27 protein-coding genes are annotated in these 26,012 nt (G+C 41.9%); 19 read left to right on the forward strand and 8 right to left on the reverse strand.

The features are described from left to right. Positions 1-237: 237 nt before the first annotated feature. On the reverse strand, positions 238-1,680 hold the full coding sequence (locus B4G94_RS14445) for a PLP-dependent aminotransferase family protein (protein ID WP_286859699.1): 1,443 nt from the start codon (positions 1,678-1,680) through the stop codon (positions 238-240). Between the two features lie 99 nt (positions 1,681-1,779). Here B4G94_RS14445 and B4G94_RS14450 point away from each other — a divergent pair, with 99 nt between their 5' ends. From B4G94_RS14450 to B4G94_RS14475, 6 genes are all read left to right on the forward strand, one after another. Beyond that, positions 1,780-2,661 carry a DMT family transporter gene (locus B4G94_RS14450; RefSeq protein WP_286859700.1) on the forward strand — a complete coding sequence of 294 codons (882 nt, stop codon included), beginning with the start codon at positions 1,780-1,782 and terminating at the stop codon, positions 2,659-2,661. A gap of 204 nt (positions 2,662-2,865) precedes the next feature. Beyond that, positions 2,866-3,477, forward strand: coding sequence for an FMN-binding negative transcriptional regulator (locus B4G94_RS14455; RefSeq protein WP_108632822.1), 612 nt, complete (start codon positions 2,866-2,868; stop codon positions 3,475-3,477). Between the two features lie 60 nt (positions 3,478-3,537). Continuing rightward, positions 3,538-4,035, forward strand: coding sequence for a GNAT family N-acetyltransferase (locus tag B4G94_RS14460; protein WP_241255008.1), 498 nt, complete (start codon positions 3,538-3,540; stop codon positions 4,033-4,035). Positions 4,036-4,044: 9 nt separating this feature from the next. Beyond that, entirely contained in the window at positions 4,045-4,782 is a 738-nt protein-coding gene (locus tag B4G94_RS14465; protein ID WP_286859703.1) for a YggS family pyridoxal phosphate-dependent enzyme, read from the forward strand. A 25-nt stretch (positions 4,783-4,807) separates the two neighbouring features. Further along, complete coding sequence (locus tag B4G94_RS14470) at positions 4,808-5,533, forward strand: glutamine amidotransferase-related protein (protein WP_286859705.1); 726 nt, start codon at positions 4,808-4,810, stop codon at positions 5,531-5,533. A 178-nt stretch (positions 5,534-5,711) separates the two neighbouring features. Further along, positions 5,712-6,029, forward strand: coding sequence for a hypothetical protein (locus B4G94_RS14475; RefSeq protein WP_146190990.1), 318 nt, complete (start codon positions 5,712-5,714; stop codon positions 6,027-6,029). A 98-nt stretch (positions 6,030-6,127) separates the two neighbouring features. Here B4G94_RS14475 and B4G94_RS14480 read toward each other — a convergent pair whose 3' ends face one another. Together B4G94_RS14480 and B4G94_RS14485 are read right to left on the reverse strand one after the other, a co-directional pair. Further along, positions 6,128-6,418, reverse strand: a complete 291-nt coding sequence (locus tag B4G94_RS14480) for a putative quinol monooxygenase (protein ID WP_165305891.1) — start codon at positions 6,416-6,418, stop codon at positions 6,128-6,130. Beyond that, a complete protein-coding gene (locus B4G94_RS14485; RefSeq protein ID WP_286859707.1) occupies positions 6,415-7,026 on the reverse strand; it encodes an NAD(P)H-dependent oxidoreductase in 612 nt (203 codons plus the stop codon). The genes B4G94_RS14480 and B4G94_RS14485 overlap by 4 nt, the downstream gene beginning before the upstream one ends. A 97-nt stretch (positions 7,027-7,123) precedes the next feature. Between B4G94_RS14485 and B4G94_RS14490 the strand changes: the two genes are divergently transcribed. Further along, positions 7,124-8,020, forward strand: a complete 897-nt coding sequence (locus B4G94_RS14490) for a LysR family transcriptional regulator (protein WP_286859709.1) — start codon at positions 7,124-7,126, stop codon at positions 8,018-8,020. Between the two features lie 6 nt (positions 8,021-8,026). Here the strand turns inward: B4G94_RS14490 and B4G94_RS14495 are convergent, their stop codons facing one another. Next, positions 8,027-8,596 carry a Crp/Fnr family transcriptional regulator gene (locus tag B4G94_RS14495; RefSeq protein WP_108632830.1) on the reverse strand — a complete coding sequence of 190 codons (570 nt, stop codon included), beginning with the start codon at positions 8,594-8,596 and terminating at the stop codon, positions 8,027-8,029. 217 nt (positions 8,597-8,813) lie between these two features. Between B4G94_RS14495 and B4G94_RS14500 the strand changes: the two genes are divergently transcribed. Next, complete coding sequence (locus tag B4G94_RS14500) at positions 8,814-9,284, forward strand: OsmC family protein (RefSeq protein WP_286859711.1); 471 nt, start codon at positions 8,814-8,816, stop codon at positions 9,282-9,284. A gap of 2 nt (positions 9,285-9,286) precedes the next feature. On the opposite strand, the gene B4G94_RS14505 is transcribed toward B4G94_RS14500, so the two are convergent. Further along, positions 9,287-9,982, reverse strand: a complete 696-nt coding sequence (locus tag B4G94_RS14505) for a LytR/AlgR family response regulator transcription factor (protein ID WP_286859713.1) — start codon at positions 9,980-9,982, stop codon at positions 9,287-9,289. A 2-nt stretch (positions 9,983-9,984) separates the two neighbouring features. Beyond that, entirely contained in the window at positions 9,985-10,995 is a 1,011-nt protein-coding gene (locus B4G94_RS14510; RefSeq protein WP_286859715.1) for a sensor histidine kinase, read from the reverse strand. Between the two features lie 170 nt (positions 10,996-11,165). Here B4G94_RS14510 and B4G94_RS14515 point away from each other — a divergent pair, with 170 nt between their 5' ends. From B4G94_RS14515 to B4G94_RS14525, 3 genes are read left to right on the forward strand one after another with little or no spacing between them, the layout of a single operon-like run. Then, positions 11,166-12,554 carry a TolC family protein gene (locus B4G94_RS14515; protein WP_286859717.1) on the forward strand — a complete coding sequence of 463 codons (1,389 nt, stop codon included), beginning with the start codon at positions 11,166-11,168 and terminating at the stop codon, positions 12,552-12,554. A 10-nt stretch (positions 12,555-12,564) separates the two neighbouring features. Next, on the forward strand, positions 12,565-15,855 hold the full coding sequence (locus B4G94_RS14520; RefSeq protein WP_286859719.1) for an efflux RND transporter permease subunit: 3,291 nt from the start codon (positions 12,565-12,567) through the stop codon (positions 15,853-15,855). Continuing rightward, positions 15,852-16,949, forward strand: coding sequence for an efflux RND transporter periplasmic adaptor subunit (locus tag B4G94_RS14525; protein ID WP_286859721.1), 1,098 nt, complete (start codon positions 15,852-15,854; stop codon positions 16,947-16,949). The genes B4G94_RS14520 and B4G94_RS14525 overlap by 4 nt, the downstream gene beginning before the upstream one ends. A gap of 147 nt (positions 16,950-17,096) precedes the next feature. On the opposite strand, the gene B4G94_RS14530 is transcribed toward B4G94_RS14525, so the two are convergent. Continuing rightward, positions 17,097-18,134: a linear amide C-N hydrolase gene (locus B4G94_RS14530; protein WP_286859722.1), complete on the reverse strand. Its 1,038-nt coding sequence runs from the start codon at positions 18,132-18,134 to the stop codon at positions 17,097-17,099. Between the two features lie 406 nt (positions 18,135-18,540). On the opposite strand from B4G94_RS14530, the gene B4G94_RS14535 reads away from it, so the two are divergent. The 4 genes from B4G94_RS14535 (at position 18,541) to B4G94_RS14550 (ending at position 21,561) form a co-directional block, all read left to right on the forward strand. Next, positions 18,541-19,326 (forward strand): class I SAM-dependent methyltransferase, encoded by a 786-nt coding sequence (locus tag B4G94_RS14535; RefSeq protein ID WP_286859723.1) that lies wholly within the window; start codon positions 18,541-18,543, stop codon positions 19,324-19,326. A gap of 10 nt (positions 19,327-19,336) precedes the next feature. Further along, positions 19,337-20,152, forward strand: coding sequence for an alpha/beta fold hydrolase (locus B4G94_RS14540; RefSeq protein ID WP_286859724.1), 816 nt, complete (start codon positions 19,337-19,339; stop codon positions 20,150-20,152). Positions 20,153-20,223: 71 nt separating this feature from the next. Continuing rightward, the gene (locus B4G94_RS14545; RefSeq protein ID WP_286859726.1) at positions 20,224-21,147 is read left to right on the forward strand and encodes a Dyp-type peroxidase; all 924 of its coding nucleotides are present in this window, start codon (positions 20,224-20,226) and stop codon (positions 21,145-21,147) included. A gap of 51 nt (positions 21,148-21,198) precedes the next feature. Next, the gene (locus B4G94_RS14550; protein ID WP_286859728.1) at positions 21,199-21,561 is read left to right on the forward strand and encodes a DUF4180 domain-containing protein; all 363 of its coding nucleotides are present in this window, start codon (positions 21,199-21,201) and stop codon (positions 21,559-21,561) included. A gap of 83 nt (positions 21,562-21,644) precedes the next feature. Here the strand turns inward: B4G94_RS14550 and B4G94_RS14555 are convergent, their stop codons facing one another. Beyond that, positions 21,645-22,094, reverse strand: a complete 450-nt coding sequence (locus tag B4G94_RS14555) for a VOC family protein (RefSeq protein ID WP_286859729.1) — start codon at positions 22,092-22,094, stop codon at positions 21,645-21,647. Positions 22,095-22,308: 214 nt separating this feature from the next. On the opposite strand from B4G94_RS14555, the gene B4G94_RS14560 reads away from it, so the two are divergent. The 4 genes from B4G94_RS14560 to B4G94_RS14575 all read left to right on the forward strand — a co-directional run bounded on the left by B4G94_RS14560 (position 22,309) and on the right by B4G94_RS14575 (position 26,004). Further along, positions 22,309-22,800, forward strand: a complete 492-nt coding sequence (locus B4G94_RS14560; protein ID WP_286859730.1) for a GNAT family N-acetyltransferase — start codon at positions 22,309-22,311, stop codon at positions 22,798-22,800. Between the two features lie 56 nt (positions 22,801-22,856). Next, complete coding sequence (locus tag B4G94_RS14565) at positions 22,857-23,753, forward strand: helix-turn-helix domain-containing protein (protein WP_286859732.1); 897 nt, start codon at positions 22,857-22,859, stop codon at positions 23,751-23,753. A gap of 96 nt (positions 23,754-23,849) precedes the next feature. Next, positions 23,850-25,790, forward strand: a complete 1,941-nt coding sequence (locus B4G94_RS14570) for an oleate hydratase (RefSeq protein WP_165305874.1) — start codon at positions 23,850-23,852, stop codon at positions 25,788-25,790. Positions 25,791-25,800: 10 nt separating this feature from the next. After that, positions 25,801-26,004 carry a hypothetical protein gene (locus tag B4G94_RS14575; RefSeq protein ID WP_286859733.1) on the forward strand — a complete coding sequence of 68 codons (204 nt, stop codon included), beginning with the start codon at positions 25,801-25,803 and terminating at the stop codon, positions 26,002-26,004. Positions 26,005-26,012: the final 8 nt, after the last annotated feature.

The raw sequence follows: 26,012 nt of genomic DNA on the forward strand, positions 1-26,012 counted from the left end.
ATATATTTTGATAAAATTAGCGACGTAGCTGTTTTCAGGCATAAAAAAGAGTCATTATACATGCTTCAAAAAAAAATACGCTTAACAACAAATAACGTTGGAATAACTGACATTCAGCAGCCGCTTCGTATCAATTTATATGCAATTTATATCAAATTGCAGCCGGTCCTCCCTTGTATTCCCCGATCTTCCCGGCGCCAATTCAGCCATCTTCAAAACGCATACATAAGAGCTACCCTAGATTTCTTTATCAGTTTTATTGGCATGTTGCATCATCTTTGCTAAATTCCCTAATTGAACGAGGGCAAATCTCAGTTCATTTGTCCAAGGTAGTCCCAAACAAAGGCGCATGCAATTTTGAAATTGATTTTGAAGGGTGAACATTCTTCCCGGAGCAATACTTATTTTCTTTTTTAATCCGTAGTTGTAAAGCTTTGTTGTGTCAATGCTTTTTGGCAACTCTACCCACAATGCCAATCCTCCTTGGGGTCTGCTGATCCGCGTCCCTTCCGGAAAAGATTCCGCGATCACATTGGCAAATCGTTGATAGTTTTCCAGCAATGTTTTCCGAAGATGATAAAGATGATGATCATATCTCCCGGTCATTAAAAAATTACCCACCGCCTCGTGAATCAATGTTGTCGACGACAAGGCATGGATTAATTTCAGACGGAGCACCTGATCCTTGTATTTACCTGCCGCAACCCAGCCCACCCGGTAGCCGGGGGCCAATGTTTTTGATACCGAGCCACACCATAGCACGTTACCATCTTCGTCAAATGTTTTGCAACATTTGGGACGTTCGCGGCCAAAATAGATATCGCCATAGGTATCATCTTCAATCAGCGGAATAGCATACTTGGCGAGTAACCTGACCACTTCCTTTTTATTTTTATCAGGCATACAATAGCCCAATGGGGTATTGAAATTTGGTACAAGCAGACAAACATTGATTTTGGGCAATAGACGTTCAAGGGCATGGATATCAATTCCTGACATTGGATCGCAGGTCAATTCAATGACTTTTAATCCCAAACTTAGGACCAACTGCAAAATACCGGGATAACAGGGACTCTCCAGCACAATGGTATCTCCCGGCTTGGTCAACGCCATCAGACAGAGCGACAAAGCGTGCATACAGCCATTCGTTGTGATAACATCATCCGCTGTCAATCCCCCGCCCCAACCCAGGGAGCGCGCTGCTACCATCCTCCGCAATTTCAAATTCCCCTGTAAAGATTCATATTCAGCGCCACCAGCATCTAATACCCGGCTTGCAAGTACAATTTCCTTTTTTAATTTCGCTAAAGGCAGTAAGTCCCCTGAGGGAACACCGATGGAAAACAAGGTGAGGTCTTTACGGCCCATATTCGCGTAGACATTACTGATCAGCTCATTGGGCTCAACACTATCCGCCATAAGCTGTATTTGACCTGTTTCGGGTAGCTGTAATTTGTGCTGATTCAATGCGTTAACAAAATACCCCGACTGTGGTATCGAATAAATTAGTGATTGCGCTTCCAACGCGAGAAATACCCGCTTAGCTGTGTTCATACTAATGCCATGTTCCTTACTCAACATACGCACGGATGGTAACCGTTCATTGGGCCTGAGAACACCATTTTTTATTTTACTTGCTATATTTTGCGCCAAAACACTGTACAAAAAGTCTTTTCCCATTGTGTAAATATAACTGTATCCATCAATTAAACAAAAACTGTAACTGTACTCAACCTTAACTATTCACGAGATTTGTATCAAAATTTAGATCACAGGACAATGGGCATTCATACAGGAGAGACAAAATCATCAAACGGTTGGCTAAACGGTTTACTTGGTGTAATTATATTTAGTGGCTCACTGCCAGCGACACGGATAGCAGTCTTAGATTTGGATCCGTTCTTTGTAACGGTAGCCCGCGCTACCATCGCAGGCATGCTTGCACTGATCGTATTATTGATCAATAAGGAGAAATTTCCTCAAAAAACACAGTTTTTGTCCCTTGGTATTGTGGCCTTGGGTGTAGTCATTGGCTTTCCCCTATTGAGCGCCCTGGCCCTACGTTATGTGACCTCCGCACATTCCATTGTCTTTGTAGGTATACTTCCTGTGTCGACCGCAGTTTTTAGTATCATTCGTGGTAGCGAACGTCCCCGCCCGGTATTCTGGATCTTTTCGATATTTGGCAGTCTTTTGGTAGTTGGATATGCGCTCAAGCAAGGCATATCTTCCTCCCCCGTCGGAGATATACTGATGTTATTTTCTGTTATTCTTTGTGGACTGGGGTATGCCGAAGGGGGCAAGCTTTCAAAGACATTGGGCGGTTGGCAGGTAATTTCCTGGGCATTGGTGTTTTCATTGCCGGTGGTTCTGCCCCTGACTTTTATTTTCCTTCCAACAACGGTGGCAAACGTAGGTATTGCAGCTTGGACAAGTCTTGCTTATGTCTCCCTCTTTAGCATGTTTATCGGTTTTATCTTTTGGTATAAAGGATTAGCCCAGGGTGGAATTGCTGCTATTGGTCAACTCCAGCTCCTTCAACCCTTCTTTGGTCTCATCTTAGCCGCCAGTCTGCTTCACGAAGAAGTCAATATCGGGATGCTATTCGTTACCATTGGTGTCATACTCTGTGTGGGTGGCGCTAAAAAATTTGCCAGCTAACAAGGTAAAATAAAATAGGCCTTGTTAGCTGACCATTATAAAATCAACACATACATCAGTTCGGCAGCGACAGTACCGTCCGGCCACTCAACCTCACGAGAATGCGTATAGTGTTGTCACTGGACCAGCCACTTTATTGGAGTTGGACCATTTACTCCAATCACTTTAGCCCTATTTTTGTTGTAATCACAAAAACACCCTTGTATGTACGTACCCAGACATTTTCAATTTGAAGACTATAGGGAACAGCTTGCATTTATGAAAGAATATAGTTTTGCAACGATTGTATCCATTAAAAACAATATTCCGATAGCGACGCAACTTCCTTTTCAGATCAACGAACATGCTGATAAGCTCTTTTTAAGTTCGCATTTTGCTGTTGCAAATGAGCAAGCCAATTATATTGTAGAAAACACTTCGTTGGTTATTTTTTCGGAACCACATGCCTACATATCCCCCATGCATTACGACAAGGAGGAAAGCGTCCCAACCTGGGACTATATCGCTGTACATGCCTACGGAACAGCACGGATTATAAACAATGAGGACGAAAAGATAGCAGTGCTTGAACAAATGATCAAGACCTACGACAGTGCTTATTTAAACCAATGGCAAGGACTGTCCGATCGTTTTAAAAAAGGCATGATGCGAGGTATTGTTGCCTTTGAGCTGGAGGTAACGGATCTACAGGGGCAAAAAAAGATTAGTCAGAACAAAGCGCCCGCCGAAAGGGAACGTATAGCTACACATTTAGAGAAAGGGGGCAATTCTGTCGAAAAGAGCATCGCTAAATCTATCAGAAACTTACAGTCTTAATTTATTACACAGATTCACATGGACAAAAATTCAATAAACATAAAAATTCTCAAAGTGAAAATGACTGATATTGATCTATTGCAAAGTATAAGTCAGCAGACCTTTATCGAGGCATTTTCTGAAGCCAATACAGCAGATAATATGACGAAATACATGGCGGAAAAATTCTCGAATGAAACACTATTGGCTGAATTGAGCAATCAAGGGTCGGAGTTTTATTTTGCGCAACTCGATAATAGGGTCATTGGCTATCTCAAAATAAACAGTGAACAGGCGCAAACAGAATTACAACATGAGCATGCACTGGAAATAGAACGTATCTATGTATTACAAGAATTTCATGGAAAAAAAGTAGGACAGCTTCTTTATGAAAAAGCATTGGATATTGCCCGGTTAAAAAATGTTCGGTTCATCTGGTTGGGGGTATGGGAGGAAAATCTTCGTGCAATCAGTTTTTATCAAAAAAATGGCTTTGTCGCCTTCGATAAACATATTTTCAGATTGGGTGATGATGAACAAACCGATATTATGATGAAAAAAAATTGGACCAACAATTAATTCAAAAAAATGAATTCAACCATTATCGACAATATAAATACTGTACGGCATCGGATCAAAGAAGCTTGCCAAAAAAACGGCAGAGACCCACAAGAAGTAAAATTATTGCTCGCAACAAAAACTGTCGCAGCAGAGCGCATAAAAATCGCTTTACAAACCGGACAGACCTTAATTGGCGAAAACAAGGTGCAGGAACTAAAGGAGAAATACGAAGATCTGAAAGAGATTCCACACAGCAATCATTTTATTGGACACTTGCAGACCAATAAAATCAAAGAAATCCTTAAGTATAATGTTTCCTGCGTGCATTCCATAGATCGCTTCGATTTAGCTCAAAAGCTCCATCAGCGGCTCACAGCCGAAAATAAAACAATAGATATACTCATTCAGGTAAATACATCTTACGAGGAGAGTAAATATGGTGCTGCTCCAGATCAGGTCATTGACCTTGTCAGGCAGATTTCGGTTTTCAATACCTTACATATAAAAGGCCTGATGACGATCGGTCTGCTGAGTGCCGAGGCTGACCGAGTGCGTAAGTGTTTCCAGTTGCTCAAACAGATTCAACAAGAAATTATCAGGCTCGACATCCCGAACGTGACAATGCAAGAATTATCCATGGGAATGAGCGGAGATCTGGACATTGCGATTGCAGAGGGCGCAACTATTGTGCGGGTAGGCACAGCAATATTCGGACAGCGAAATACGCCCGATAATTACTATTGGAACGAGAATTTAATGGAATAGAAAATCTGATCTATAAATATAGCTTATGAATGTGCATTTTATCCAACATGAAGATTTTGAAGCTCCAGGAGCCTATTTACAATGGGCGTTATCACGACAACATAAAACGAGTTTCTCTAGGGTATATCAAAATGAAACGCTACCGCAAGATAGCGTGACGATAGACCTATTGGTTATTATGGGTGGGCCCCAAAGTCCAGATTCGTCTCCACAAGAATATCCCTATTATGATGCACCTGCTGAAATTGCATTGATTAAGCAATGCATCCATGCTGGTAAAGCCGTCATCGGCGTTTGTCTGGGAGCACAATTGATCGGTGAGGCGCTAGGAGCAACCTACGAACCGAGTCCGGAAAAAGAAATAGGCGTTTTTGCGATCCAACTGACTGAAGACGGTTTACAGGACAAGAAAATACAGCATTTTGGCAAATCCCTTGCTGTCGGTCATTGGCATAATGACATGCCGGGGCTCAGTCCGGGCAGTCAGGTACTCGCGACCAGTGCAGGTTGCCCGCGACAGATTGTAAAATACAACGATTTGGTCTACGGTTTCCAATGCCATATGGAACTCAATGCAGAAGTTGTTGAACTGCTGATCAAAGCAGAAAAAGATCTTTTGCACAAAAGCCAGGCGCACAGGTTTGTCCAGACCCCGGATCAAATCCGCGGTTACGACTATACCGAAATGAACTATAAGCTATTTCAATTTCTTGATCATCTAGAAGCTACCTATCGGTATAAGAAAAAATAGCTTTTGAAAGAGACCGCACAAGTAAGGAACCCAAACACGCAATAGACATCAACTGTAATCTGTATTCACCTCGTAGGATTTAATTGGTAAAAATAATTCATCAAACATCAGATTTATACAATATTTTAGCGCTGAGGTAAAGAAAAAAATGTAGATTTAGTTATCAAACAACATGCAGATGGATTTTAAACTTAGGTATCTTTTGAGCGGAAGCATCTTATTAATCGTAGGTCTTGTGCTATTCTCCTGTTCTGTTAAAAAGAATGACGAGAATTTGATCTGGTATGAAAATCAGGTCATTGAACAGGTCGTCCCTGATCAGGATTCAGTTTATAGGATACAGATCGGTATGATGGCCGCTTCTTTTTGGTTAGACACCAAAAATGGTGAACGAAAAGATGAGTTAAGCCTTTTACAAAAGAGTTTAAAGCAGCGAAATAAGCTGACCATTGGCGTAGAACAAGGGACCAATAGAATCATTCGTGTTGATAAATAGCAGCTTGTCGCTGACAACGCAAACACGAATGATCCGAATATTTTTAATAACAGTCCATTTTATCCTTCACCCAGTCCCCTGACTTTACCAAAATAGTGTCAGGCTATCCTCTCCATTAAATAAATCTGCGGCGTCTCTTGCAACTTCTCCTCCGCCATGCGTCCGAATGCCAGGATATAAGGTTGCTGATTGTGGTGTTCCAGTCCCGCGCGGCTTTCCCAAATTTCATAAAAGATAAACTGATTCTCATCGTCTGTCGTCTGATGTAGGTCATATTGCATACAAGCGGCTTCTTTGCGGCTTTCTTGGACCATATGTTGCAATGTAGCCCTGACTTCATCTCGATACAACGGATTTGCTTTTAAAATAGCGGTTATATAAATCCTCATGATAATTGATTCTCAAAATAAAATACTTCTTCCAGATATTCTTTATACTCTTTTTCGTAATTGTCTACACGTTCCTGCGTTGCCCCCTTCTCCATATCATGAAAATGGAAACTTCCGATACTTTCCAGTCCCGCAAATTGATTCATCTTATGAAAACCGAACAGAACCCCCTCGTCAACAGAATGTTGATCAAAAAACTCACCCTCCATGGTGAATGCAGTATCTGGCGCATTCCAGCTCGAGGTCACAAAATACTTTTTCCCATGCATCAATCCACCGGTACCATAATTGATTGCGGGATTCTTGCGTGAACGACCATCACTCCGATAGATTCCATTATTGTGTCCAGCGGTAAAAACTTCATCGATATAAAGCTTCAGACGATTAGGTACCTGAAACCACCATACAGGGAAATGATACACGATAATATCCGCCCATTTAAAATTTTCTGCTTCTACCATTGGATCAAATGCATCGTTTACATTTGTCACACGCGTTTCAAATCCGTTTTTAACTAAAGTTTGTATCGTCCAATTCGTAATTGTGGTATTAAAAGAACCACCTGAGTGTGCGAATTCCTGCCCGCCATTGATAATAAATATATTCATTTCTATAATTTTTATTATTGATAACACAAATTTCTATCATTATTATAGATAATACAAATAATTTAAATTGTACATTTGTATCATTAAAATAATAGATATGAAATGGAACTTAGAATGGCTCCGCACTTTTAAAGCGATCTATGAGACCGGTACCCTGTCTGCTGCGGCACAGGAATTGTTTATCTCACAGCCCAGTGTGAGTCTACATCTCAACTCTTTGGAAGCGTTTACCGGGCACAAACTTTTCGATAGGTCCGCACGTAGGATGGTACCGACGGAGAAAGGTAAAATTCTATACAACTATATTATAGATCCACTGAAGAAACTTGAAACAGGCGAGCAGCATTTTCACAAACGTACCCTGGATGAGCGTATTACCATCAGTGTCGGCATGTGTTTTGAAACCTTTCAATACACCTTAGAGGAGCATATTGCACAACTCCCCTTTAACCTGATCATTAAATTTGGTGAATATCCGCAGATGCAACAGGATCTGGACAATGGGCTACTTGACTTAATTATTACACCACAAAAGGGTAATCAACAGAATTTGATTTATCAGGCTTTTTCGAAAGAACGTATTGTATTGATTGCGGGTGGCCAGACCGACACCGCGGACTTAGAAGCCTTATTGCACGACAACAAGATTAAGGAAGCCTCAATGCTATTAAAAAAACAGCTATGGTACAGCACCGCAGCGGATATGGATCATCTCAGGAATTTCTGGTCAACGCATTTTGGCGAACATCCGGATTTCAGTCCCAATTACATTGTACCTAATATCAGTTCTATTATACGATGCCTCAGCAATAACAAGGGCTTTTCCATTGTTCCTGATTTTTTATGTGCAGAAGCCATTGCTTCCGGCAAAATAAAACTGGTCTGGGAAGGACAATCTCCTGTGGAGAATACCCTCTATTTTGGAACACGCAAGAAAACAATGTATCAGGAGGAAATCAGTCAGTTGGAGACATTGCTACAGGAAAAGTGGTAACTGCCCTTATTGATTCAGCATCTTACTTAAGAATTCGGGGGTCACGCCAATATAGGCTGCAACCTGCTTTTGAGGCAAACAGGCGATCAAGCTAGGATAGCGGGTGCAAAATCGTTCATAACGTTCCCTAGCGGTCAAACGTAAGTTTTCCATCGCACGGCTTTGGTAATAGACCAAGGCGTTTTCTGCAAGTATTCTGAAGTAAATATTCAACTGCGGGATTTCTTTGTACAGCCTATTCAGATCCACCTTGGCAATCATAGCGATTTCAGAATCAAATATTGCATCCACAACAAGATGCCCCGGCTTGCCCGTAATAAGGCTATACATATCCCCAATCCACCAGCCTTCAGGAGCAAATTGCTGAATATAAGGACTACCATTTTCATCCACACAATAACTGCGCAGACAGCCCGAAACGACAAATAAAGCATAACGGCTCACATCCCCTTCCAACAATAAAACCTGTTTCTTCTTGACCTTTTTCAATTTGACAAAAGAAAAGAAAAGTTCCTTCTCTTGGGCATTAAGATCAATTTGATTCAGGATGCTCTCCGCTAATAGCTTTTGATCCATAGGATAATGCTGATTGATATACAGCAAATATAGTCTATCCCTAAATCCGAACCAAGGTTTCCGACAATTGTTTTATTCCCTTTAGAAAGCTAGGAGGTCTGCCAGGATAGAGGATGGCCAACAACAGCGCAACCCCATGGACGAGCGGATTTTATTGGAAATATGTTTCGGATATTTTATAACTTCATAACGGATTAGCTATTAAAAATATTTCTCGATGAAAGAACATCAATATAAAGCGACTGTCGAATGGACAGGCAATTTAGGCAGTGGTACAGATCATTATAAGAACTACGAAAGAAGCCACCAGATCAGCATAAAGGACAAAGTGATTATCCAGGGTTCTTCTGATCCGGCATTTCGCGGGGATCCCAACAAGCACAATCCCGAAGACCTCTTACTTGCGTCCCTATCCTCCTGCCACATGCTATGGTATCTTCATTTCTGTTCGGTCAACAATATTATCGTGGAATCGTATATTGACCATGCCACAGGGACAATGATGGAGGAGGAAAGTGGCAAGGGCTTTTTTAAAGAGGTCATACTTAGCCCCTCAATCCGTGTACAGCGACCAGAAATGATCGCCAAAGCGATAGCCCTCCACAAAAAAGCCAGTGAGTATTGCTTTATTGCAAATTCAATGAATTTCCCGGTATTCCATCAGCCCCATGTGCGATCGGAAGAGTAATCTTATCTGTTGCCGAGACGTTCTTGTAATTCCCTTCTAAAAGTAATCCCAACGGGTAGGTTCATATCATTGATCTGCACCATACCATGCTCGTATTTACTGACCTTATTGATCGAGGCGATATAGGATTTATGGATGCGGACAAATTTGGAAGCAGGTACTTGTTTTAAAATCTGCTGGGTAGTACTGGCCGTAAGATAGGTCTGCGCGGGCGTCACGATTTTTACATAATTACCAAAACTTTGAATAAAGTCAATTTGAGCAAGCTTCACCTCAATCAACCGTCCATCCATGCGGATACTGATTGTCTTTGGTTCCTCCTCTTGTGGGATCAGACTACCGGTATAGGAAAGAAAGCGCTGAACAGCTTTAAAAAAACGGGGGAAAGATATCGGCTTCAATAAATAATCAATAACGCCGTAGTCATAGCTTTCCAATGCATATTCCGAGTAAGCTGTTGTTAGTATTGTTTTAGGTGGATTGTCCAACATTTTCAGAAACTCCATTCCAGTGATTTCGGGCATATCAATATCCAGAAAAATCAGGTCGACCCTATTATTGCGCAGATATTCCAGTGCTTCAAATGCATTGTAACATTGGGCAGCCAATTCCAGATCAGCGCTTCTTTCGATATAATTGACCAATACATAATGTGCAGCTGGTTCGTCGTCAACCACAATACAACGATTTTTCTCCATGGCTAAAGATTTATGACTAAAGATACCTCAAACTCCTCTTTACTGGCGTTTGTATTTAACTGATAGCGGTTAGGATATAACAATTTCAATCGTGCTACCGTATTTTCCAAACCTATTTTTGCCGAAAAAACGTTCCTTTTTTTCACGGGAACGGAATTTCGCACATGCAAATATAAGTTCCCTTTTTCAATCCTGATGGAAATCCCTACGTAACAATCTTCTATACTACAAGTACCATGTTTAAAAGCATTTTCAACAAACGTAATCAGTAGCATTGGCGCAATCTGATAATTGACTCCCTCCTCTCGCTGGTAATCAAAGTCAATCTTCGTACGATACCCAAGGCGTTCCCGTTCCAATTCAATATAGCTCGAAATAAAGTCAATCTCATCATCCATAGACACAAATTCCTTATCGCTACTTTCCATTTGATAACGCAGCAATTGCGATACCTTGATAATCAGTTCAGAAGTACGTTCCGGAAATTTGAGGCTGATGCCATAGATGGTATTTAAGGTATTGAACAAAAAATGAGGGTTCAGCTGTTTTTTCAAATTAGACAATTGCGTTTGGTTAGAAAGCAGCTCCCGTCGTGTTTTCAATCGCTGAAAGCGATAAAATTCAATAAATTGGATACTGCCCAAAATACAGATTAACGAGCCCAATAATACGCCGACCTGATAATGGAATGTTTTCTGAGCGAGATTTTTGTACAGAAAACAATTTTTGTAGATTACATTTTCCGTTATTTCTTTTAAAATGAGAGCAAAAACCAGCAGCATTGCGATGGAGAACAGCGCATACAGTACAGCTTTATTCTTTTTCAGCAGCAGCGGCAGCAGAAAGAAACGGTTCACCTGCGCATGGATATATAAGATCAAAAAATAGATCACCCCCATTAAAAAACCTTTCCAGCTTAAAATCAGGATCCAGTCATTCAACGTAAAGAGGATAAACGAAAAGATCAATAATGCAATTTCCTGTATGATCTTATTCTCCAGCACCTTTCTCATAATCCCTTGTTTTGTTAAAAATCTGTTACAAAGTAAAAGTATTAAGTTTATAACCACCGAAAAATAAATGACGAATTAAATTGGTCACTTTTAAACGCTATAGATCATTTTAAACGGACTTTACAGCAAGCATGGTCTTATCTTCGTTTCCATAAAATGATATATAACCTATGCTGAAATTGAATTTAGTGTTGTCATTGGCTGTATCACTTGCGACCTCAACCTCATTTGCACAAAAGCTTACCATCCGTGATGCCGTAGACCAAGGTCTTGCAAATTATGGAATTATTAAGGCAAAGGCGTATTATGTCCAGTCAGCACTACAGACCAACGAACAGGTAAAACGCGACTTCTGGCCTAATTTGACCGTTGCAGCGCAACAAGACTATGGAACCATCAATGGACAGAATGGTCCACTGTATGGATTTGGCGGACTCGGTGTTGCTTCTTCGGGTGCGGCACTTCCGGAGCAAAATTGGAATTCCGCATTCGGAGCGCTTTATCTTGCCAACATCAATTGGGATATCTACACCTTTGGCCGTAGGAAAGAGCGCATTGAATTGAGCAAAGCGGACAGCAAACGTCTGGAAATTGATCTTCAACAAGAACAATTCCAACATAAGATCAAGATTGCCGCAGCCTACCTGAATCTTCTGGCGAGCCAACGTCTCCAGAAAAATCAACAGAAAAACCTGGATCGCGCTCTGGTATTCTTTAACATCGCTGCGACAAAAGCCAAAAACGGGATTTTGCCCGGTGTCGATTCAACATTGGCTTCGGCAGAGGTATCCCGTGCCAAGATCAGTTTGAATCAGGCCGGAGAAAATGTGAAGGAACAAAACAACAAATTAACGGTACTGATGGGGATCAACGCAACAGACCTTCAGATTGACACTGCGCTGGTAACAAAAACACCGGCTCAGCTGCTGAGCACTGACCCAGCTTTGGTAGACAATAATCCGGTACTTCAATATTACAAAAGTCGGATTGAAGTGGGCGAACAACAGCTGAAGCTTTCAAACAAGGAATTTTTACCAACCCTCTCCGCTTTCGGTGTTTTCCAGGCAAGAGGTTCTGGCTTCAAAAGCGATTACACAACAGACCTCCATGCCTTTACAAGAAACTACTGGGATGGTATCCGTCCCAACCGACAAAACTATCTTTTGGGCTTGGGGATCAATTGGAATTTAACCACAATCGCCCGAATCAACAAAAAAATCAGCGCACAACGGCATACCAACGATGCTTTACGGGAGGAATATCAAACCACCGCAGCAGAGTTTGTTGCACAGTTGGATGCCGCCGACGTTAAGATCAGATTAGCACAACAGAGCGATATCGAAGCCCCCCGACAAGTATCAGCCGCCCAACAGGCCTACAATCAAAAGATGGCTATGTACAAAAACGGTCTAGCGGCACTTGTGGATGTCACCCAAACCCTATACACACTTAATAGAGCCGAAACAGATCGCGAAATCGTCCATATCAACCTGTGGCAATCACTTTTGCTGAAAGCCGCAGCAGCTGGAGATTTCGATATTTTCAACAAAGAACTATAAATAACACCGCATGAATTTAATACGTTTTGCCTTACGTAAGCCGATATCCATTCTTGTACTGGTCATGGGACTTATTGTATTTGGAATAGGCGCAGTACGCACCATCAAGGTAGACATTTTACCCAAAATGAACCTTCCTGTTATTTATATTGCGCACCCCTTTGGAGGTTATTCTCCAGATCAGATGGAGTCTTATTTTGCTAAAAACTACGTCAATATCCTGCTTTTTGCCAACGGGGTCAAATCCATTGAGACCAAAAACATCCAGGGGCTGACCTTAATGAAGATCTCCTACTACGAAGACACCAACATGGCTCAGGCTGCAGCCGAATTGAGTGCATTGGCTAATCGTATCCAGGCCTCCTTTCCTCCTGGATCACAACCGCCCTTTATTATCCGGTTTGACGCATCTTCACTCCCTGTAGGGCAGCTTGTACTCAGCAGTGATAAACGTTCCAACAACGAACTGCAGGATCTGGCCAATGTGTATGTTCGGGCTTCATTTACCTCCATACCGGGATTACTTTCCCCGCCACCATTTGGGGGCAGTCCCCGTACCATCGAGGTCAATGTAGATCCCGATCTGATGCGCAGTCACAACATGACCCCCGATCAGGTCGTCGAAGCATTAAAACTCAACAACCAGACCGCACCTGCCGGAAATGTCCGTATAAAAGATAAAAACTACATTACACCCACCAACAACACCATTCGGGATGTAAAAGATTTTGAGAAAATCCCGCTTTTTAAAGGCGGAGTACAAAATCTCTATCTAGGTGATATAGCTACGGTGAAAGATGGTGCCGATGTCACGGCAGGTTACGCGCTCGTCAATGGCAAACGATCGGTCTACGTCAGCATTGCCAAAGCCGGTGATGCCTCCACTTGGGAAGTCGTACAAAATCTGAAAGCCGCACTTCCAAAAATACAGAATACCTTGCCCGAGGATGTCAAATTATCCTATGAATTTGACCAATCCGTCTATGTCATCAACTCCGTCAAAAGTCTGATCACCGAAGGCGCTATCGGAGCAATACTCACCGGTCTGATGGTCTTATTATTTTTGGGCGACCGTAGAGCTGCGTCAATCGTTATCCTAACGATTCCGATCTCGGTTATTTCGGGTGTGCTCTTCCTGAAACTATTTGGGCAGACCATCAATCTAATGTCTCTGAGCGGATTGGCACTGGCAATCGGTATCCTCGTTGACGAGAGTACGGTCACGATAGAGAATATACACCAGCACCTGGATATGGGCAAACCAAAAGCATTGGCCATCTGGGATGCCTGTAAGGAAATTGCCCTGCCAAAGCTGCTGATTTTACTCTGTATCCTCGCCGTATTCGCTCCGGCTTTTACAATGACAGGTATTCCGGGATCCTTATTCTTACCACTGGCTTTGTCCATCGGATTTTCGATGATTGTCTCCTTCCTGCTGTCACAGACTTTCGTACCGATCATGGCCAATTGGCTCATGAAAGATCACCACAAAACCGGTGCACATAAAATAAATCCAAAAGGACTGAATCCGGATGAAGTTCAATTTGCCGAAACAGGTCTATCCATTGAATCCGAACAAGATACCCTGAATCAAAAGAAACTTCTTGTTGAACGGGAAGATTTTAACAACGATGGCAAGATCAGCCTGTTTGAACGATTCAGAAATCGGTTTATGAAAATGATCGACCGACTGTTCAAGCAGAAGAAAATTATCACCGTCGTCTACCTGGTTGGTGCCATAAGTTTGGTCCTCGTTTTGCTCAATACGATTGGACAGGACGTATTTCCAAAAGTCAATTCGAGCCAATTTCAGATGCGTCTGCGTGCCGTCGAAGGCACCCGCATTGAACGTACCGAAGAAAAGGCCAAACGCGCATTAGCTGAGCTTGAACAACTGGTCGGTAAAGAACACATTAGCATATCCTCTGTTTATATTGGTCAACACCCCGGGCAATTCTCCGTATCACCGATCTACCTGTTTATGGCAGGTCCCCATGAAGCCGTTTTTCAGATCGCTCTCAAAGATTATCACCACGATATGGACAGTTTCCGCGACGAATACAGAAAGCGACTCAAGGCCGCTCTTCCTGATGTGCAGGTTTCTTTTGAACCGATCGAACTCACTGATAAAGTCTTGAGTCAAGGTTCGCCGACACCGATCGAGGTACGGATAGCGGGTAAAAACAAAAAGAATAATGAAAAATACGCGGGCAAATTAATCGAAGAACTGAAAGCTATTCCCTATTTCAGGGATGTGCAGCTAGCGCAATCCATCAAATACCCGTCCTATGACATCAATATTGACCGGGTACGTGCCGCTCAGCTAGGTATTGACCTTGCAGAAGTGACCCGATCATTGATCGCGGCAACATCGTCCTCCCGTTATACTGAAAAAAATACCTGGATTGATGAAAAAGCGGGGCTATCCTACAATGTGCAAGTACAGGTTCCCATTGATAAAATGAAAGACGAGAAAGAGATCGGTGAAATTCCGTTGTTAAAAAATTCGTCACGGCCAATCTTGAGTGACATCGCGACCATTACACCTTCCTTTACTTATGGCGAGAACGACAACCTAGGTGCCATGCCCTACATTTCTGTCACCGCCAATATCGACCATACGGATCTGAAAACAGCCTCCAATGATGTACAACGTAGTATTAAAGCTTTGGGCGAACTTCCACGCGGTCTTTCAGTGGAGCAAATCGGGTTGGGAAAAGTATTAAATGAAACCATGGATAGCCTACAGGCAGGTCTGGCGGTAGCAATTATTGTGATATTTCTGATGCTTTCGGCCAACTTTCAGTCGTTCAAAGTATCCTTGGTTGTTCTCACCACCGTACCAGCAGTTGTCCTTGGATCCTTACTGATGCTCTTAATGACCGGTTCAACACTCAACATGCAATCCTATATGGGTATTATTATGTCTGTGGGTGTATCCATCGCCAATGCGGTACTATTGATCACCAATGCAGAGCATATTCGCAAGCACAATCAAAATGCATTGGCAGCAGCACGTGAAGCAGCTTCCCTGCGTCTACGTCCAATTATTATGACCAGTTTGGCCATGATTGTCGGGATGTTACCAATGGCCATTGGTCATGGTGAAGGTGGTGAACAAGTATCACCATTGGGACGTGCCGTTATCGGAGGCTTACTCTTCTCCACTTTTGCCGTACTGGTGATTTTACCGTTGATATTTGCTTGGGCACAAGAGAAAAGTAGCACCCAATCGATCTCCTTAGATCCAGAAGACGAAGAAAGTAAACATTATATCGCAGCATTAAAACCTTTATCATGAAACACAATCTCCTAAAAATATTATCCGCAGTAGGCCTACTCGCCTACTTAACCGGATGTCAGTCCGCAGCTGAGGAAAACAGCAAAAAAGTGGCAGCGGTAACGGCAAGTCCAGTAATGGAAACATTTGCGCCGTCTAAACAGAAACTAACAAACAAAATGCAGATACCCGGCGAGATCAGTGGATTTCAACAGGTAGAAATTTATGCCAAAGTGAGCAGCTATGTACGGGCATTAAAAGTTGACATTGGCAGTCGGGTTCAGGCCGGGCAGCTGTTAGCTGTACTTGAGGCACCAGAATTGAGTTCACAGTTGTCGGCAGCAAAATCAAGATTAAAGTCGCAGGAAGCGATTTACATGGCCACTAAAAGTACCTACGATAGACTATTCGAAACCAGTAAAGTTGAGGGTACCGTAGCACGTCTGGATCTCGAAGTCGCTGAAGCAAAAAAGAATGCTGATTTCGCTCAATTTCAGGCAGCAAAATCAGCCTATGCGGAGGTACAGAACCTACTGAACTACCTCGAAATACGCGCACCATTTGATGGCGTTATCGCTACACGTAATGTCAATCAGGGGGCGTATGTCGGACCAGCGGGCAGAGGTTCGGAGATGCCCATCATGACCATCCAACAGCAGAGCAAGCTCCGCCTGGCCGTTGCCGTACCCGAACAATACGCAGGCTTCCTGGCAGCAGATCAACCGCTGCAGTTTACCGTAAAGTCATTGCCGGGTCAACAGTTTTCAGGCAAGATCGCACGTAAATCCGGGGCGCTGGATAGCAGATTCAGATCTGAAAGAGTTGAAATCGACATTAACAATACAAACAATAAGCTCCTTCCGGGCATGGTTGCCGAAGTTGAATTACCTTTGACTTCCCAGGATAGCACTTTTGTCGTTCCCAAAACAGCGGTCTTTACCTCCGGTGAAGGCAGTTTTGTCATCGCCGTTGTAGACAACAAAACAAGCCGTGTTCCGGTGCAAAAAGGACGTAGCATTGACGGTCAGGTCGAAGTCTTTGGTGACCTTAGTCCGACCATGCGACTCATCAGTAAAGCCGATGAAGAAATCGCAGATGGTACCACGGTTAAATAAAAAGCAAGGCAAGTTAATCTATATCTAAAAGCATTTCTGAGCATTGAGTATTTGAAAAAGAGACTGCAGGAAAAGCAAATAAAAAAGCAAACGGGGCGTCCAAAAATATCGGACACCCCATTTGCTTTTTATATTTCCAGTCGGCTACTATATACCCATAAATTTAAAGGCGTTGGCAGATTTAAATAGCCCATTTGAGATCCCATTAATTGCTACTCCTTGTTTTAAATCCAACTTCATTGTAGGAGCCCCCTTCTTCAAATCAAATTTAGTAAGATCCACCCATAAAGTTCCCGGAGTCAATACATTCTCAAAATAATAAACTTTATTCTTTTGATCCGCGACTGACCGCCATCGGGTAGAGGAAATATTAGGTTCAGTTTCCGAGCTGATACCAAATGGGACAGAGCAATTACGAATGACACTAAATACACTCGCGACAGCGGTTCGTGTATCCGCTGTTTGTGGGATAGCATTGATATAATACGAAGCACGCACAAAACGATCTGCAGCCCGATTGGTACCCGGAAGCATAATTGTCCCCGGAATTCCCTGCCAGTATCTGTTTAAGGCCAGCTGCTCCTCAAATACCGGTGAATTTGTCATCACGGTATATGCCGCATTGTGGTGAATAACCAATTTTCCATTAATGTATTCAAAGATGGCATTGTCACCTGTTGCATCCGAGAGGGACAGGTGTACCGTTGTAAACTTTTCGGTACCCGGAATATAATCACTCACAATGACAAAAGGTTCGTCCTGTAATACCTTCACCGCCTCAGCCACCGTCGCAAAATTGTCAAGTACATATTGTGCCCAGGCCGAGATCGCTAGCCCCTTTTTTGTTCCGGCGGGATCAAATTTAGGATAAGTAGACTCGACCAGCCAGAGTACATTGGCGACTAGTCCTTTTTCATTCAGCCCATCTACGGTCGCAATATCCCATGCACTAGAAATCACACTTCCATATTGTGATGTCCAGGTTAGCGATTGCGGGCCTACTTCGCCACTTCTTTGCATACCCCGCGGAAATACCCAAATATTAGCGGCTATATCATCCTTCCAGTCCATGCTACGTGCTGTAATAACGGTTTGATCCGGCCCCTTATAGACCACCCTGGTGCAGGCATCAGTCTCTCCTTGGAGGAGAACGATAATTAAGATAATTGAAAAAAGATACTTCATAAAATAGTTGTTTTGGATATTAACAAGTCCGTAGGGATTTTGTTTAAAAATAAAATTATGAATTAAAAAACACATCATTTACATACGCTTTAATAACTTACGTTCTGAACGCACGGATGATTTTTAGCGATAATCACGAGCTTTTATAGGTTATAACCTTATTTTTTTATTTTCAATTTATCACAGCGCTGTGATAAATTTGTTCGCGAACAAACAAATTGTGACGTATATACTTGCGATCATTAAATTAGGAGTTCAACTTGGGCTCATTGTATTTGTGATCCAAAGTGCATTGATTTGTAACGAATTTGTATGATCCCTGCCAGTGGTAGCTTGGAAAGATCAAAAAAACAGCTTTGTTTCATTGCCAAAGTAAATTATATTTACAGTATACTAAACCAATCAAATGAAAGAGAAACTTATTGACAGAAAAGACCAGCAGGCAAATAAAATATTTGAAAGACGAACCCTCGCGAATGATTACCGGACTATCCTTCCTTTGCTAAAACCGGGGTTGACTATTCTGGATGTGGGCTGTGGCACAGGGACACTGACGAATGAAGCCGCATCACTTATTAAAGAGGGAATAGCCATTGGTTTAGACAACACCCAATCTTTTATTGATATCGGGAATCAACACTATGCTAATACCGCCAATCTTAGCTTGGTCTGTGATAATATTTTCAGTTATGAGCCACCACATCAGTTTGACCTGATTATGACTGCAAGAACCGTGCAATGGCTAAGCGATATTCCTGAAGCACTAAAAAGGTTCAGATCCTGGTTAAAACCAGGGGGACAACTTTCGATTTTGGATTATAACCATACTGCGATCGAATGGAATCCAGCACCTCCATCCAGTATGCTGGAATTTTATCAAACTTTTCTGAAATGGCGTACCGACGCAGGTATGAACAATCGTGTGGCAGATGAAATCGCCACTTTACTCCAACAACAGGGATTTACAGCCATTGAGACGATCAATGCTGATCAGACCTATACAAGGGGCGATGATCATTTTCAGACCAATCTTGGAATCTGGATCAAAGTTGCCCAGTCGCAACAAATGGTAATAGAAGGATATCTTACAGATGAACTGCGTTTAAGAGCCATTGAAGATTACAGCAACTGGATCGAGACAGAAGCCCTATCAATGACGCTCAAAATGAATGATGTAAGAGCTAAGATTTAATGAATTCAATATGATCCATATACAGCCTATTTTCTTTTCTATTTTCCTGTTACTCGCCACGTTCGACCTGTTTGCGCAATCGAAAGATACGACGATCAGTGTTGGCCAGCATAGCTTACATTTTAATATCACAGCTGGAAAAGGAACTCCCATCATTTTTGAATCAGGAGGCGGAAACGATGCCTCTGTATGGCAGCAGCTATTGGCCCCACTATCAGCCAGATTAGGTGCACCACTAATCACCTACGATCGGGCGGGTTTCGGAAAAAGTGGTATAGATACCGTTAATGTCAATCTATCAACTGAAGTCGCTGATTTAAAAAGGGCGCTGAATAAATTGGGTTATCACGACCAATATTTCTTTGTCGCACATTCCTTTGGCGGTAATTATACCTTGAAATTTGCCGATGAAAACAAGGGGAAGGTACTTGGTGCGGTGATGATAGATATTGTCTCGCCTTATTTTATGACAATGGAGCGTGGAAAATCATTAAAGATTGAATATGCCGACCGACTTCAGGAGATCAAAAAAGAGAGTTTAGGGTTCTATCATTTGACGATGAATTACGAGAATTCAACAGCCATTTTGCACGAAATAGCGCCACATGCAACCATTCCAATGACCATTATTGGCTCAGGAATTAGCCCTTTTGAAGAACCCGATAGAAGTAAATTTGTTGCCGCATTAAAAAAGTTTGCCGACGAAAAGGACAACAGAAAGTATATCTTGGAGCCGAACGCACAACATCACATCTTTTACGATAATCCGACTTTAGTAATCGAAGAAATCCAGTCATTATACAAAAAAACAACCTCAGAAGAATAATTTGATCTGTTTGGAAATAAATTTATGTGTAGCTTAGTAGTATTGTCAACGTCCATTCAACACCATATTTTATGAACAATCAAGCGCAGAATGTTATCGATTCACCCAGCAACAATACCGTTTTCATGGTATGGAATTTTCAGGAAAATAAAGAGCTGAAACCGGTATTTGAACGGATCTGTGCCCTGGTTGTCAATCTAAATAATTCGGCTCAGGTGCGTTCGACTGGTTTAAAAGCGAGTATCGTCATGGGAATCAGTTACCACGCTTGGAAAAAATTAGCGTTACAGGAGCCATTACCGAAAGAATTGGTTCCTTTTGAGCCCATTGTGGGACAAAAACATGTCGCTGTGGCTACCTCTGGTGACCTCCATTTTCATATTCGGGCTGAAGAGCAAAGCTATTGTATTGACATGGCAGCCGAAATTTCCGATGTACTGGCAGCAGTTGCTGACTGCAAAGAAGAAATCCACGGCTTTCGCTATTGGGACGGAAGAAGTATCTTAGGTTTTGTCGACGGCACCGAAAATCCGACAGGTGAAGACCGTGCTTTCTTTGGTATTATTGGCAATGAGGATGAAGCCTATAAAGGTGGCAGCTACCTTTTTGTTCAAAAGTACATCCATGACATCAAAAGCTGGCGGGCTTTACCAGTATCCGAACAGGAAAAGGTTATTGGACGAAGTAAAACCAATGATATTGAAATGACGGATGACGTCAAACCGGCCAATTCGCATTCAGCCTTAGCCAATGTAGGCGATGATCTCAAAATCGTCAGGGACAATATGCCTTTTGGCAATATCGCCAATAATCAAATGGGTACCTACTTTATTGCTTATGCCAGTAAATTCAGTACCGTGACACAGATGTTAAAGCGCATGTTTATTGGTGAACCTGAAGGTAATTATGACCGTATCCTGGACTTTAGTACAGCCCAGAGCGGAACACTGTACTTCTGCCCATCCATCGATATGATGAAAGATTTTGCCGGATAAGGCAATCTTTAAGGCTTAAAGACAATCATTACTACTCAATATATTACAACTATGCAAATCGACTTTATCCAAGTAAACGATAAAAATATCGCTGAAGTAAAAGACACTGATATCCTCATCAACAATCTCGATGATGGTTTACAGATCATGGTAGATTGTAGTGCACAAGAAGCATACAAAGCGATCTTATACCAAGAAAATATTTCAGCTGATTTTTTTGAACTTAAAACCAAGCTGGCCGGGGATATTCTGCAAAAATACACCCAGTACGATTTTGACATCGCTATTGTAGGTGATTTCTCCGTCTATAACAGCAAGAGTTTAAATGATTTCATCTACGAAAGTAATAAAGGTCGTAAGATCAACTTTGTTGCTACGCGGGACGAAGCCATTACCAGATTATCAAAAGATTAACGACGAATCTTGATCCATTCAAAACCGTTCCGTTAACAGTTACTTCATAAAAAATTAGCGGCAAGTAAATAGCCGCTAATTTTTTACCGCTGCTTTAACCAGTCTTCATAGGACATTACACCCAGTTCCGGCCGCCCCTCACCTTCCAATAGGGCAATAAATTCCAATTGATTTCCATCTGGATCATTAAAATAAATTGCCAGTGCCGGCATCCAGGCAAATACCATCGGTTTTTCAACCCCATCTTTCAAAAAATTATAAGGCTGTAAATGCCGTTCCTTGAGATAGTCTACAGCATAATTTAAGATATCCTCTTTACTGGCTCTAAAAGCAAAATGCCGCGGCTGAAAATTTGCTTCCTCCTGCCAGAGTCCCAGCATATACTCCTTATCCGTCCCGACCCAAAGAAAGACAATAGGCCGATTGGGATCACGATGAGCAATCCGCAGCCCTAAGACCTTTGTATAAAAATTGACAGATTCTTCCAGATTGCGTACCTGAATATGTGTTTCATATAATCCTGCTATCTTCATTGTTTCACGAGTTAAATATGTTCCTGTTTGTATTGATCATTCCAACCTGTTGCCGGAAATAAATTTCCGTATTCATTGCACAATGACAATGTAACTTAAATTCCGATATTTTAATCGGGGCAATCACAAATTAGACAGAAAAATGATGATATGAACCGAAACAGTTTGATTTAATAAAAAAACAACCTTATCTTGTATAGAAGACATATTAGCCATGTACAATACACTAGAATTCAAAAAATATACAGCTGAAGATTTCATGTTATTTAAAGAACTTGTCAAAGAGGATGAGATCATGAAATATATTTCAGGTAAAGGACTAACACCCGAGGAAGCCGAAAAAAAATTCGCTTTCATTCTCGACATCAATAGGGATCCATTATTGGGTTATTTTAAGGTTATCGATTCCGAGAGCCAATTATTTTTAGGTGACTGCAAATTAGTCAACTATAAAAAAGACCCGACGGTTTTTGAAATTGGCTATTTGCTTCAAAAGGAATTTTGGCGCAAGGGCCTCGGTACGAAAATCTGCGAATCTATGCTGGCAATGGCCAAACATATCAATGCAAATAAAGATGTTGTGGGTATAATAGATCCGGACAATGTTGCCTCCAGGAAATTACTGACAAAATTTGGATTTCAAAGCTACTTCAGTGGTATAGAAGATGAAATAGCTACGGAAAAACTTATGTTGAAACGGTCATAGCCGATATTTCAACTCATTGAAAGCAATAGGTCCCAAACACATTACAATACACGTATATGAAGTTTCGCATCAAGATCAATCGAAATACACACGATAGCCTGCAAGATACCTTATCTTTCTTTGGTGTAGATTGTAATCGTCCCTATTATATCTCCTCTGGCAATCCGCTTTTTGAATACCCCAGCAATTCATTTCGTATCGATTTTTATGCCATTTGCGTTTGCACTGCCGGGACAATTCAAGTAGAAATCGACAACCAGAAACATACATTAACCCAGCATAGCTTACTTGTTTCAGCCCCTTCCACCATCATTAAATTCACAGCGGTTAGCAAGGATTTCAGAATGAAACTACTTTTCTTTGACAAGTTATTTCTACTGAAAAATATTGCCAATCCGTTTTTCATCGAAAAACTGGGGCTGTTCAATAAATCGACCTTTGCCATTATCCCCAGTACAGCAAAGCTAGTCGAAAAACTATTAAAGCTTCTCGAATACCTGAGCGAGGTAACCCTCCGGACCACACGTTTTACTCCTGACATTATTCGCACCATAATATTTAACCTATTGCTCGAAATAGCTGATGCTTTGGCTGTGGAGGATCAAGATGCTGTTGAGACAATTCAGGAAGCAAACAGTCTTTTTTTTAAGTTCACAGAACTGGTACAGCAGCATTGCAGTCAATGCAAAGATGTAAAATATTACGCTGACAGGTTATTTATTTCAAACAAATACCTGATTAGTATTGTTAAGAAAGCATCTGGGAAGACCCCGCATGAAATCATAGACGAAAATTTACTCAAAGAGGCCTATGCGCTACTTGGAAATCCTGAAAAGACCATTTCCGATATCGCCTATGCGATAGGTTTCAATTCGATCTCTGCTTTTGGCCGGTTTTTCAAGAAATACGCTATGTTATCGCCTTCTGAATATCGAAAAAGACAAAATATGTAAAAAAAGGAAATTCGGTAGAACAATAGCGAATTTGAGGGCATAAATGATCTAAGGAGTATGACTAACTTTACTCAAGAATTAAAAACAATAAGAATCATGAAAGAAATCACCTCAAAATTCGACAAAGTATTAAATGCATCTGCTGAATATAGAAATGTAAATCATGAACCGGATTCAAGCACAGAACAACAACGCAATACGCCCAAAAAGGCCATGCCTTTTTCAGATCAAATAGGAAACTATCAACGTAACAAGGGAATCCCGACCAAATCTTATAAGGACAGTAAAATCTACATTGTCGGTAGCGGGATTGCCGGCATGTCAGCTGCATACTATTTCATCCGTGACGGACATGTGCCAGCTGAAAATATCACCTTTTTGGAGCAATTACATGTTGAAGGCGGATCCCTTGATGGCGCTGGCAATGCCAAAGATGGTTATGTTATTCGCGGCGGACGTGAAATGGACATGACCTATGAAAATCTATGGGATATGTTTCAGGATATTCCAGCCTTGGAAATGCCTGCTCCTTATAGTGTACTCGATGAATATAGATTGATCAACGACAACGATTCCAACTATTCAAAGGCACGGCTTATCCACAATCTTGGTGAAATAAAAGATTTCAGCAAATTTGGACTAGCCAAAAAAGATCAACTGGCGATCGTCAAGCTCCTACTGAAGAAGAAAGAAGAATTGGATGACCTGACAATTGAAGATTATTTCAGCGAATCTTTCTTAAGCAGTAATTTCTGGACTTTTTGGCGCACCATGTTTGCTTTTGAAAACTGGCATAGCTTATTGGAATTGAAACTATACATGCATCGTTTCCTTCATGCGATCGATGGATTAAATGACCTTTCGTCCCTTGTATTTCCAAAATACAATCAATATGATACTTTCGTCACCCCGTTGCGTCGCGTATTACAAGATAAAGGCGTTAAAATTCAGTTCAATGTGCTGGTCAAAGATCTCGACATACAGAGCAATACTGAAGGAAAAACCGTTGAAGGCATCATTACCGAGCAAGATGGCAAGGAAGTACGCATCCCGCTCGGTCCAAATGACTTTGTGATTGTCACAACCGGCTCAATGACCGAAGACACCTTCTATGGTGATAATGTCAAAGCACCGATCATCGATATCGACAACAGCACAAGCGGACAAAGTGCCGGCTGGAAACTTTGGAAAAATCTGGCCGCCAAGTCTGCTATTTTCGGTAAGCCAGAAAAATTCTGTAGCAATATTGAAAAATCAGCCTGGGAATCTGCTACACTGACTTGTAAACCTTCGGCATTAATCGAAAAATTGAAAGGCTATTCGGTCAATGACCCATACTCCGGAAAAACAGTCACTGGTGGTATTATCACAATTACAGATTCCAATTGGCTGATGAGCTTCACCTGCAACAGACAACCGCACTTCCCGGGCCAGCCCGACGATGTTCTTGTCCTTTGGGTCTATGCCCTATTTATGGACAAGCAAGGAAATTATGTTAAAAAGACCATGCCCGAATGTACCGGAAATGAAATTTTGGCTGAACTATGTCATCACCTTGGAATAATAGACCAATTGGATGATGTCATTAAAAATACGATTGTCCGTACGACATTTATGCCTTATATCACCTCCATGTTTATGCCTCGTGCTAAAGGTGACCGCCCAAGAGTAGTGCCCGAAGGCTGTAAAAATCTAGGCCTCGTTGGACAGTTCGTCGAAACAAACAACGACGTCGTCTTTACCATGGAAAGCTCCGTCAGAACCGCACGCATTGCCGTGTACGAACTCTTGAATCTCAACAAACAAGTACCCGATATCAATCCTTTACAATATGATATCCGTCACTTGCTAAAAGCAGCACGGACACTGAACGACGACAAACCATTCATAGGAGAAGGGTTATTACGAAAAATCCTGAAAGGATCTTATTTTGAACATATTCTCCCCGGCGGGGACGAAGAAAATGAAGATCACGAATCTTTTATCGCTGAACAGGTTGGCAAATTTAGAGACTGGTTAAAAGGAATTAAGGGATAGTTGAATCGGCATGGTAGCCCTTCCATTACATAAGGAACAACCGGGTTCCATCGTCAATTCTTTATTGGCCCATTTACTTTCAGCCGCAACAGACCTCTTGGTCCATGAAGTGGCGGACATGGAGACAATAGTTGCTTACCTCAAGGGGCATTTTATTGATGCAGGCACTTTAACAGCCTTAATAGCAGATCGCCAACGCCTTCAAAAAGGATAGGCGATCTT

Source organism: Sphingobacterium sp. UBA7625 (assembly GCF_002484085.1).
In the GTDB taxonomy this organism is placed as follows: Bacteria; Bacteroidota; Bacteroidia; order Sphingobacteriales; family Sphingobacteriaceae; genus Sphingobacterium; species Sphingobacterium athyrii.